The 11,709-nt window shown below is 44.7% G+C and carries 7 protein-coding genes; 1 reads left to right on the top strand and 6 read right to left on the bottom strand.

Annotated features, from left to right (window positions below):
• Nucleotides 1–1,032: 1,032 nt before the first annotated feature.
• A complete protein-coding gene (locus ACFVAD_RS00505; RefSeq protein ID WP_386634755.1) occupies nucleotides 1,033–2,706 on the top strand; it encodes a ribonuclease J in 1,674 nt (557 codons plus the stop codon).
• Between the two features lie 43 nt (nucleotides 2,707–2,749).
• Here the strand turns inward: ACFVAD_RS00505 and ACFVAD_RS00510 are convergent, their stop codons facing one another.
• From ACFVAD_RS00510 to ACFVAD_RS00535, 6 genes are all read right to left on the bottom strand, one after another.
• Nucleotides 2,750–3,943: a PDZ domain-containing protein gene (locus tag ACFVAD_RS00510; protein ID WP_386634758.1), complete on the bottom strand. Its 1,194-nt coding sequence runs from the start codon at nucleotides 3,941–3,943 to the stop codon at nucleotides 2,750–2,752.
• A 97-nt stretch (nucleotides 3,944–4,040) separates the two neighbouring features.
• The gene (locus ACFVAD_RS00515; RefSeq protein WP_386634760.1) at nucleotides 4,041–5,519 is read right to left on the bottom strand and encodes a S41 family peptidase; all 1,479 of its coding nucleotides are present in this window, start codon (nucleotides 5,517–5,519) and stop codon (nucleotides 4,041–4,043) included.
• A 234-nt stretch (nucleotides 5,520–5,753) separates the two neighbouring features.
• Nucleotides 5,754–7,076: a murein hydrolase activator EnvC family protein gene (locus tag ACFVAD_RS00520; protein WP_386634763.1), complete on the bottom strand. Its 1,323-nt coding sequence runs from the start codon at nucleotides 7,074–7,076 to the stop codon at nucleotides 5,754–5,756.
• A 103-nt stretch (nucleotides 7,077–7,179) separates the two neighbouring features.
• Nucleotides 7,180–8,073, bottom strand: a complete 894-nt coding sequence (ftsX, locus tag ACFVAD_RS00525; RefSeq protein ID WP_386634765.1) for a permease-like cell division protein FtsX — start codon at nucleotides 8,071–8,073, stop codon at nucleotides 7,180–7,182.
• Nucleotides 8,063–8,749: a cell division ATP-binding protein FtsE gene (ftsE, locus tag ACFVAD_RS00530; RefSeq protein ID WP_386634768.1), complete on the bottom strand. Its 687-nt coding sequence runs from the start codon at nucleotides 8,747–8,749 to the stop codon at nucleotides 8,063–8,065. Before ftsE ends, ftsX begins: the two co-directional genes overlap by 11 nt.
• A 368-nt stretch (nucleotides 8,750–9,117) precedes the next feature.
• Entirely contained in the window at nucleotides 9,118–11,544 is a 2,427-nt protein-coding gene (locus ACFVAD_RS00535) for a S8 family serine peptidase (protein ID WP_386634771.1), read from the bottom strand.
• Between the last annotated feature and the right edge of the window lie 165 nt (nucleotides 11,545–11,709).

An 11,709-nucleotide genomic window follows, 5' to 3' on the forward strand; every position in this document is an offset into this window, starting at 1 on the left:
TTCCCGCCTATCGTGGTCTCATCCACGCCTTTTGAAACCACCATTCCTCTTTTTCCCGCCTATCGTGGTCTCATCCACGCCTTTTGAAACCACCATTTCTCGTTTTCTAACCTATCGTGGTCTCATCCATGCCTTTTGAAACCACCATTTCTCGTTTTCTAACCTATCGTGGTCTCATCCATGCCTTTTGAAGCCACCATTCCTCTTTTCCCCGCCTATCGTGGTCTCATCCACGGCTTTTGAAACCACCATTCCTCTTTTTCCCGCCTATCGTGGTCTCTTCCACGCCTTTTGTAACCACCATTTCTCGTTTTCTAACCTATCGTGGTCTCATCCACGCCTTTTGAAACCACCATTCCTCTTTTCCCCGCCTATCATGGTCTCATCCACGCCTTTTGAAACCACCATTCCTCTTTTTCCCGCCTATCGTGGTCTCATCCACGCCTTTTGAAACCACCATTCCTCTTTTTCCCGCCTATCGTGGTCTCATCCACGCCTTTTGAAACCACCATTCCTCTTTTCCCCACCTATCGTGGTCTCATCCACTGCTTTTGTAACCACCATTCCTCTTTTCCCCGCATATCGTGGTCTCATCCACGCCTTTTGAAACCACCATTCCTCTTTTCCACACCTATCGTGGTCTCATCCACGCCTTTTGAAACCACCATTCCTCTTTTTCCCGCCTATCGTGGTCTCATCCACTGCTTTTGAAACCACCATTCCTCTTTTTCCCACCTATCGTGGTCTCATCCACGGCTTTTGAGACCACCATTCCTCTTTTCCACGCCTATCGTGGTCCCATCCACGGCTTTTGAAACCACCATTCTTTCCCTTTCCCACTATCATGTTCTCATTCTTATTTTTCGCCCAGCCTCACTAACTCCATATCAACCACCGCTACCCGACTCCGTGGAAATTTACCTTCCCACAATAAGTACAACCTCGATGACAAATCCCCCACCAACCTAAATAATTCCATCCCAACCAACACATACTAACAACAACTCAAATTGAACTACAGGAGGACCCAAAATGAGCACAAAAGAAACTGCTCTTTCCATATTCGCTCTTGGCGGAATCAATGAAATCGGTAAGAACATGTATGTTGTTCAATACGAGGACGACATGATCGTCATCGACTGCGGAGGAAAATTCCCGGACGAGACCCTGCTCGGCATTGATCTGATCATCCCCGACATTACATATCTGGAAGAGAACAGGGACAAAATCAGGGGAATGATCGTCACCCATGGCCATGAAGATCATATCGGCGGCATCCCCCACATTCTAAATAAACTCAATATGCCCATCTACGCTACTCATTTCACCCTGGGATTGATTGAGCTGAAGCTGGAGGAGCATCGGCTTCTGCGGGATACGGAGCTGACAAAGATCGACGCCGGCACTACGCTCGAATTGGGGAGCATCCAGGCTTCCTTTTTCAGGGTGAGCCATAGCATCCCGGACTGCCTTGGCATCGTTTTCAAGACTCCTGAAGGGAATGTCGTTCATACAGGGGATTTCAAATTTGACCTTACACCGCACAATAACGAATATGCGGATATTCACCGAATGGCCGAGATTGGGAAGGAGGGTGTCCTTGTACTTATTTCAGAAAGCACCAATGCGGAGCGAAAAGGCTTATCCCCTTCTGAAAAAATGGTGGCCAGCCATATGGATGAGGCCTTCCTAAGAGCACCAGGTAAAATAATCGTTTCCACCTTTGCTTCCAATGTCAGCCGTGTGCAGCAAGTCGTGGACGCTGCAAAAAAAACAAACAGGAGGCTCGCCTTGCTCGGACGTAGTATGGTCAATGTCGTGTCAGTTGCGATGGAGCGTGGATATTTAAATATTCCTGACTGGATGCTCGTGGAGGCACGGGACGTCGAACAGCTTCCACCGGAAAAGGTTGCGATCCTATGTACAGGAAGTCAGGGTGAGCCCAATGCGGCACTTGCCCGCCTATCCACCGGCAACTATCGCGATGTCAGCCTCTACCCGGATGATACCGTCATTTTCGCCGCATCTCCCATTCCCGGAAACGAGAGGGATGTCTCCAAAATCATAGACAACCTGTATCAATTGGGCACCCAGGTCATCTATGGTTCAGGCAGTTCGACCGGCATGCACGTTTCCGGACATGGCTATCAGGAAGATCTGAAGTTCATGCTGACCCTGATGAAGCCAACGTACTTCATCCCGATACATGGAGAATACAGAATGCTCCATCATCACGGATTATTGGCAGAGTCTGTCGGCGTAAAAAGAGATAATATTTTCATCATCAAAAATGGTCATGTGGTAGATGTGAATGACTCCATTGCCCGTCAGACCCGTTCCATTCCTTCGGGTGATATATTCGTGGACGGGATGGGAACTGGCGATGTCGGCTCCGTCATGCTACGGGACCGGAAGCTGCTTTCCGAGGAAGGGATGCTCGTGATTGTCGTTACCTTAAGCAAGTCTGAGCGTGGAATCATTTCAGGTCCTGATACTATCACTCGAGGATTTACTTTCGACCAGAATTCCGATCAGCTTATCAGACAGGTAAACAAGCTTGTATCGAAAACGGTCACTGAGCTTCAGGACGAAAATGTCCGCAAATGGAATGTCATGAAACAGAATATCAAAAGATCAGTCGGCCAATATATCTTCTCACAGACAAGAAGAAAACCGATGATTTTGCCGATAATCATTGAAATCTAAAAAAGGAGGCTGGTACATGTGGGTACCGGCCTCCTTCATATATTTATTCCGCTTCCGTACGCTTCCACTTCTTCCCGTACTGAACAAAAAGCAGTCCTAATTCATGATGATCGCCTTCATAAATCGCACATTGTGCAAAGCGGTCCTCTCCATTCGTGTCCACGACCTGCAGCTTGCAGAATGCTCTGTTTTGCTGAAGCGCTTCGTAAAAGCCCTCTACCGTAGAAACGGGGATTCCGTTTACTTTTACAATGATTTCCCCGATTTGAAGATTCATTTTTTCCGCAGGACTTTGAGGAATCACACCCAAAATGATCAGCCCCTTATCTCGTTGAACAAAGATCGGCTGGCTTTCCTCATCATGGGCTCGCACTCTGTAGTGGATAAATTCCCTTCCGAACACCGCCAGGACAGCTGCAAGGATTGCTGCCGTCTTCCACCAGACTGCTGCAATGGCTAGAGCGAAGATCAATGCTCCCAGTGCCGACATCTGCCGCCCTGTAATAGGGACGGTTTCTTTTGGAAGGCTTGCCTTCAATCGTTGATAAAAGCCCATCGCAAATGGGACGAGCCAGATGGAAAACGACTGCTCTCCTATTTGAAGAACTGGCCACCATTCAAAACTGGTTTGAAGGGCATCCCCGGGAACCAACAGGAACAAAGGCAGTACCCATACACGTTGGGAAACATGGGATCCGACCGGAAGTCCACGCTTACTTTTCTCCAATTGAGGCGACGTTTGCATGGATGCCTGCCTAATGACCAGCATTCCCTCTGCAATCATGAGAATACCCATCAGGACTGCCATGCTTGGCAAATGCGTCTCCGCTATAGAAGAAAATAAACGATCCACACTTGCTATACCGGTTGTCCATTTCGGAAGCAGGACAACCAGCAAAAGGGAGAAACCGAATATGTAGCCTGTTGAAAGAAGGCGAGGCTTAATAAACAGGGTAAAAACCACTGTGACAATACTGATTAAAAAGATGGTTCCAAATGGAAGGATGATTCCTGCTCCAAGTGTAAGTATGGATAAAGCCAGTCCCAAAACAAGCGTCTTCAACGCTTTTTGCAACTCAGTGAGACCATATTCCACCCGGATGTGAAAATCATGACGCTCCCGCTTGACGCGAAAATAACCTAATACCACTGCAACGGCCATGGTTACATAAAAAACAGGATGGATGAACAAACGACCTACACCCTTCAGTAACTCCAATAACCATGATTCTATCATCGAATCACCGCCTAACATCATCTGAAATATCTGTTGTTCCTATTATTTTAACACAAAAAAGCCGACCCTCACCATAGGAGAAGCCGGCGTTGAAAATTTATTTGAATAGGTTTTTCATTGCTTCCTGAAGCTGTACATCATTCTTTTCGGAACGGACCGCTTCAAGGAGCTTGGACTGGATTAGCTCTGCAGTATTGCTATCAACCTTCCCTGTTGCGGAAAGTTCATTTTCCGATTGGAAGCTCTTGACGGCAGTTTCTGTTTCCTTGCTGAAATAACCATCCTCGCGTCCTGGATCAAAGCCCAGACCTTTTAGCATAAGCTGAACATTTTTCACCTTTTCACTATTTGTATCATAGCTGAGCTGTTCATCTTTTTCCAGGTTGATCGGATTCGCATAGAAGAAATCCGGCTGCTTCACAGGAATCGTCGGCTCTACGCCTTTTTCATGAATCCAGTTTCCATCTGGAGTCAGCCACTTGTAAAGCGTCAGCTTCAGGTTGCTGCCATCGCCCATCGGTACTGCCTGCTGGACGGTTCCTTTACCAAATGAAGCATCTCCGACGATTTCATAATTCCCAGCCTCTTTTAAGGCACCTGCCAATATTTCAGAGGCGGAAGCACTTCCTTTATCAATCAATGTGATAATCGGATATGGCTTTTGTTCTGTAATCGAGGAGAAGAAGCGCTGCTTTTCTCCATTACGCTGTTCAATCTGTACGTAAGGCTTATCCTTGGTCACCAATTCGGAAGCGATGACCTGTACCTGCTCGAGCAGGCCTCCAGGGTTTCCACGAACATCGACCACAAGACCCTGGATGTTTTTTTCCTCCAATGCGGCAAGCTGCTTTTTGAAGTCCTCGCCCGTATTTTGGGAGAAGGATGTAATCTGAATGTATCCGACCTTTTTGCCTTCATGGTCATAGGTCTCCGAGTAGACGGTTTCAATTGGAATCGTATCACGTATCACTTCGACCACGAACGGATCCTGTACTCCTGGACGCTGAACCTGAAGCTTTACCACGCTTCCCTTCTCACCGCGGATTTTAAGTACCGCCTGATAAAGGTCAAGCCCCTCGATATCCTCTTCGTCCACTTTCAGTATCTGGTCATTAGGCTGTAGCCCTGCCTTCTCTGCTGGGGAGCCCTTGAACGGAGAAACGATGGTCACCTTTCCATTCTGCATGCCAACCTCTGCTCCGATTCCCTCAAAAGAAGATTCAAGGGACTGGTTGAATTGATCGGCCGTTTCTTTATCCATATAGACGGAATAAGGGTCCTCCAATGTATCGACCATACCTTGGATTGCACCTTGAATGAGCTTTTCGGATTCCACTTCCTCCACATATCTCGAGGAAATCAATTCATATGCCTGTTGGATCTTCGCCATCTGGGAATCAAGATCCTTGGCTGTTTCCTTGGATGGTTCTTCAAGAGTGATGTCAAAATCCTTAGACTGCTGAGAAGGAACAGCGGAAGCCGGGTTCGACCCTAGCCATGTAAGAGCGGCATATGTGCCTCCTGCCCCAACTAAAACGGATAGTACCATTAATAATGTGACGATTTTGCGATTCATGAAAGCTCCTCCTCATCCCTATACCCAATACCGAACGACATATATGAGCAATTGTATCACAGCCCTGCATGGTTGGAAATTATAAACGCTTATGTAAACGGCCTGCTGTATCGTTTTAAAAATCACTCGCTAATAGGTAGGCTTCTGTTGCAGTAAAAGGCATTACACGTTGAAAGTGTAATGCCTTTTGTCAGAACTAGTATATGTGGTGCTTGTACATAATATGTGTATTTTTTAGAAATTAATGTAGCTTGCCGGATTTACTGCATTGGACTTCGAACCGTTCCAACCACCTTTGTGCAGTTCAAAGTGTAAATGCGCCCCGAATGAATAGCCAGTGTTGCCCATTACACCGATTTGCTGTCCTTTGGAAACCGATGTCCCAGCTGGCACACCTGGACGCTCAAGGTGGGCATAAACACTAGTAAATGTTTGTCCATCAATGTAGTGCGTGATGAATACTACATTCCCATATGAACTCGAATAGTAGGATTGGAATACGGTACCGCTGGCTGCTGCCACGACTGGTACGTCACCAGATCTACCATTTTTCCCGATATCTACACCAAAGTGATTTCCGCCCCAACGTCCGCCATAACCGGACGTTACAGAACCTGTAGCTGGACGTGTCCAGCTTCCTGAAGAAACTGGCGGTGGGGAAGATACATGTGTAGGTGGTGCTGGTTTACCGGCAGCTGCAGCAGCTTCTGCAGCCTTTCTTGCCTCTTCCGCTTTTCTTGCATTTTCAGCTTCTATTCTTGCGCGCTCTTCTGCTTCTTTTCTAGCGCGTTCTTCTGCAGCTTGAATTTCTGCTCGAATCGCTTTTTCTTGTGCCGCTAAGATCTGTGCTTCATTTTCAAGCTCGTGAATCTCATGCATCGTTTCTTCTTCTTTTTTCTTAAGCTGCGCCATTAGTGCATCTTTTTCTTTAATTTGGTTCTTCAGCTGAACTTCCATCGCTTCCAATTCTGTCAGCTGCTGCTCTAGGGAAGCCAGTTTTTCACGTAGTTCCAGCTCTTTATCCTCTAAAAGCTGTAAGTCCTCTTGATGAGCTTTTAAAATATCACGGTCTGCTTGTACAATCGTAGCCACCGCACCAACGCGGTCTAAGAAATCTCCAAAGCTTTGTGCTCCCAGTAATACATCCAGGTAGTTCACGGCTCCTCCACCCTGTTGGAAAGAGCGAGCGCGATCTTTTAGAAGCTCATTTCTTTTTTCAATACGTTCTTTTAAAACAACAATCTCTTCTTGAAGCTTTGTAATATCTTTTCTTGTTCCATCAATTTCTTCTTTTTTCGCACTGATTTTTGCTTTTGTTTCGCCTACTGCTATATCTAATTGCTTTACTTCTTCCGCTAAAGTCTTTTGTTCGGACTGAAGCTGATTCACTTCATCCTGCTTACCGGACCTTGTTGATTCATTATTGGATTGTTCACTTTGAACGTCATTCAGCTTTTCTTTTAAATTTGCAGAAGCCTTATCTGAATAGCCTGTAGAGAAAAATCCTGAAAATCCAATAACGGCAGCAATAGCGACTGTACCAATCTTTCTTCTCATTCCTTGTTTCCCCCTAAAATCTTATGTACTGATAGGGAAAAATTAGCAATCCCTATCAGGTTTTTGTTTTTTTATTATGGGTAGACCATTAATATGGAATCTTTTAAACTCGCAAAAACTTTCGGACGGACATCATGCTTCCCCAAACACCGATGAATGCACCAATTGCAATCAGGATTCCAATGACTTGGAAGGCGAAAGGGTAGAACGGAAGCAATTGAATGAATGTGCCTTGGATTCTCGGTTCCACCAAATCTATCAGATAATAGTAGGATGTGAGAATGATTCCGATAGGCACGATGGAACCTAACACTCCGAGCCAAAGTCCTTCAAGGAAGAATGGCCAGCGGATAAAGCCGTTGGTTGCACCAACCAGCTTCATGATTTCGATTTCTTTTCTTCTTGCAAAAATGGTGATTTTGATTGTATTGGAGATGAGGAACATTGCAGTAAAGACAAGACCCAGTATTAAGGCAATCCCCACGTTTCTAGCAATCTCGAATACTTTAAATAATCTTTCCACCGTTTCTGCCCCGTAAATTACTTTATGTGTAAAATTCAGTTCATCAATTTTTTTAGCTGCCGCAATTGTTTCCTGCGGATTTGCTGTTTTTACAATGAATACATCGTAAAGCGGATTGTTCTGTTCGAATAGTTCGAATGCACCGCCATCGTCACCAAAGCTGTCCACTAACCCTTTTAGTTCCTCTTCCTTTGATGAATAATCGACCGTTTCGACTTCCGGTATATTCTGTATCTGGTCACGAAGCGCGTTCTGATCTTCCTCTGTTGCTGTAAGTTCTACGTGCACTCGGATCTCTACGTCTTTTTCAATTTCATTTGCAACGTTGTTCAGGTTCATCATGAGTACAAGGAATACTCCGACCAGAAGCAGCGTTACCGTTACGGCACTGACAGAGGCAAATGTCATCCAGCCGTTTCTTGCCAAGCTTTTGAGGCTTTCCCTGAAATGTCGCAGAAGAGTTCTAGGCTTCATATCCATAGTCCCCCTCTGCTTGGTCACGCGCGATTCTTCCGTTCTCAATTGCAATAACACGCTTCTTGATCGTGTTTACAATTTCGCGGTTGTGCGTCGCCATAACTATTGTAGTGCCCTTTTCGTTGATTTCTTCAAAGATGTTCATGATTTCCCATGAAGTATCAGGATCAAGGTTTCCTGTCGGTTCATCGGCAATCATTACCTTAGGGCTGTTTACAATCGATCGTGCAATGGAAATACGCTGCTGCTCTCCACCGGAAAGTTCATTCGGCAAATGTCTAGCTTTGTGCTTCAGCTTTACGAGATCTAAAACTTCCATCACACGCTTCTTTATATTCTTCGGACTTTCTTCAATAACTTCAAGCGCAAAAGCTACATTTTCATATACAGTTAATTGCGGGAGGAGTTTAAAATCCTGGAAAACCACCCCGATATTTCTTCTTAAGAGTGGAACCTTACTTTCCTTCAACTTGGATAGGTTCACACCGTCGATGATGATGGAACCGCTTGTCGGTTTTTCCTCGCGGTACATCATCTTGATGAAGGTGGACTTCCCTGCACCACTTGGACCTACTACATAGACAAACTCTCCAGCTTTTATATTTACATTTATTCCATCAACAGCTTGAACGCCGTTAGGATATTTTTTAAAGACGTCTTGCATTTGTATCATTTAATCACCTATTGGGTTAGAATATTTGAATTGATTACTTGATGAATTTTTAATAAATACTGTATGGCTACTTCTGCGGGTCAGTAACTCCACAAATGGATATGTATATTTATCGCAAATTTCAGCATAAATTCACTTCTTCATTATAACATCTATTTCGACAAAATCAGAGTTTTAATTATTACAGTTTCTTTTCAAATCAGAGTCAAGGCTGGAAATATGGGGTATTTTCCCCAAAATGAGGTAATTTCGTGGATTTTGTCGATGAATAAAGATAGAAATCTATCTTTTCCTGGGGAAATTTGTAGATTGAGAAAAAACAAAGCCGGAGTTCACAGAACCCCGGCTTTGTTTGTTAGTTGCTAAATCTATTCAATATTCAATACATCTGCGCCAAGGATAGCTCGATCAAGTTCACCCTTCTTTGCATATACCGCTACTCGATATTGTCCGGTTGGCAGCACTGTACCATCTACTAGAGTTCCGTTCCAGTCATGATAGTTGTAGCCTTTGCCAAGATCCCCTGCATATAGAGCATCCCCCACATAGGATCCAAGTCCCCCTGTAGCAGTTGCCGTGTAAACCCAAACCTGCAATTCTTCCGCTCCGCCAGGCAGGTAGGAGTAGAATTCAAAGTTGTTATCTCCCATTGGAGTGAATCCAAAGTGAGTTACACGAGGGTAGTCAGGCTCTCCAACAAATAGGATAGTAGGAACCTCGATTACTGTGTCTCCCTCGGAAACTATTAAATGTCCTTCATAGTAACCAGCCGCTAATTTAGAAGCGTCTACTTGTACATTCACATTGACCTTTTGAGTTTTGCCAGGATTTACTTTCAGATTTTTACTTGTAGTCACTTTCACATGCTTGCCTACTTCATTTTTGAAAGTAAACTCCATGGAGTATTTTTTAGCTTTGCTTGATAGGTTTTGAATCTCAAACTGTTGTCTTTCCACTTGCTTTCCTTTCGGCTTTTCAAATGTACCAAAAGAATAGCTTCCAGGGTTGACAAGTGTTTCGGCTTTAAGAGCATCTACAATGCGAATGCTTCCTGCCCCTTGAGTATTGTGAGGGTATTCTTCCCCAGTTGCTGGATTCACCATTTTCTCCGCTGTATTCATCAATGCGGACTTGACTTCATATACTCCCCACGAAGGGTTTGCTTCGAGAATAACTGCCGCCGCACCAGCTACATGTGGAGATGCCATACTAGTACCCTGTTTGGCACCATAGCCATGAGGGGCATCCGGATTGAATGTCGGTACAGTACTCACGATATTAACACCAGGAGCAGAAACATCTGGCTTGATCATCCACGTATCGATTACAGGACCGCGGGAAGAGAAATCTGCCATCGTTTCTCCGACTGCTTTATCAAATACTACATTAAAACTGACCGTTACTGTTGCTGCTTTTGCTTTTAGAGCTTCTCCATCAGCTTGGTTTAACATAATGGTAGGAACTGCCATTCCAGGAATCAAAGGCATTGTACCGGCTACGTTGTTGTAAAGTACCGCTCCTTCAGCCCCCGCTTTAGCTGCTTCTGTTGCTTTATCAACGAATGCAATTCCTGCACCTCGGCTGATTAGAGCTATTTTACCTGTCAGATCTTTGCCTGCAAAATCAGCAGGTGCTCCGAATCCCACATCAACAAGTTCAAATGCTTGTCCATTCAGTGATAAAAGCTCTTCTTCTGATGGGAAACCTTGAACAGCAGATGATGCATAAGAAACCCCGTCAGATGAAATAGTTTCTGCTGTAAAAACATTATAAGGCAATTGAGTTGCTCCTACTGAAATCGCCTCACGGGAAGTACCTGGAGAACCTACTGTCCAGTTATTCGGACCGGAGTTTCCATTGGACGTCACCGCTACTACTCCTTCTGCCATTGCTTGGTCAAGCGCAATGGAGGTTGCCCAGTCAGGAGCATTCAAGGAATTACCTAAAGAAAGGTTCATGACGTCTGCACCGTCTTGTACTGCACGTTCAATTGCCGCTACTACGTTTTCCGTAGATCCCGATCCGCCAGGACCAAGTACTCGGTAAGCGAGTAAAGTAGCATCAGGAGCTACCCCCTTGATTTGACCATTTGCTGCAATGGTACCCGCAACGTGGGATCCATGAGTAGTTTCTGCGCCACGCGGATCTCCACGAGGTGTTTCTTGCGGGTCATTGTCATTGTCAACAAAGTCCCATCCAAGGTATTCGCCAAAGTTTGGAGCCAAATCAGGGTGTGTATAATCAACTCCTGTATCAATTACTGCTACTTTTACGCCTTTACCTGTAAAGCCTAAATCCCACGCTTCGTTTGCTCCAATAAATGGAGCTGAATCAAACATAGCTGGGCTATATTCTTCTTTTGATACAAGCTCCTCGGTAGTTGTATATTCCACGTTTGGATATACCGCTTTAACACCAGGAGTCGCTAGTAGACTAGGAATCTCATTTGCTGGAATCTCAAGAGAGAAACCGGAGAATACATAGTCATACTCACGTTCCACTTTACTTTTTGAAGTGCGCTTTGCCACTTCCTTTTTCACTTTATCTCGAGCACTTTTCAGATTCTGCTTGGACTGCTTCTTCCCATTGTGCTTCGCTTCAACAATAGATTGCTCTTGTAATTCGACAATTACCTTAACTGCTTTGGAGGATGATAAATCAAAATCCCCTTGTAATGTAGCCAACTCAAGGTTTTCTTTACCTGTGTTAGCTGATACACCATTTGCTGCAAAAGTACTGAAAACAAGCACTAAAACCAGCAAAGGCATGAATGCTGCGATTAATTTCCGCTTCAAATCATCCCACTCCCCTTTTGTTGTATCTTACGACTTATGTAAAAAATTCTAGACATATACTTAAGTACCAATTACTTACGTTTGTCCAAAATCCTTACAATCCACATTATATTTTTAAGAGTCTTAATTTTCAATATACTTTAGTATGTTGGATATACAATTTAG

Origin of the sequence: Sutcliffiella sp. NPDC057660 (assembly GCF_042800035.1) — a bacterium.
Taxonomy (GTDB): Bacteria; Bacillota; Bacilli; order Bacillales; family Bacillaceae_I; genus Sutcliffiella_A.

Bases quoted from the DNA above. Each gene is read 5' to 3' on its own strand.
- ACFVAD_RS00510 (WP_386634758.1), bottom strand. From the start codon at position 3,943: ATGATAGAATCATGGTTATTGGAGTTACTGAAGGGTGTAGGTCGTTTG.
- ACFVAD_RS00515 (WP_386634760.1), bottom strand. From the start codon at position 5,519: ATGAATCGCAAAATCGTCACATTATTAATGGTACTATCCGTTTTAGTT.
- ftsX (WP_386634765.1), bottom strand. From the start codon at position 8,073: ATGAAGCCTAGAACTCTTCTGCGACATTTCAGGGAAAGCCTCAAAAGC.
- ACFVAD_RS00505 (WP_386634755.1), top strand. From the start codon at position 1,033: ATGAGCACAAAAGAAACTGCTCTTTCCATATTCGCTCTTGGCGGAATC.
- ACFVAD_RS00520 (WP_386634763.1), bottom strand. From the start codon at position 7,076: ATGAGAAGAAAGATTGGTACAGTCGCTATTGCTGCCGTTATTGGATTT.
- ftsE (WP_386634768.1), bottom strand. From the start codon at position 8,749: ATGATACAAATGCAAGACGTCTTTAAAAAATATCCTAACGGCGTTCAA.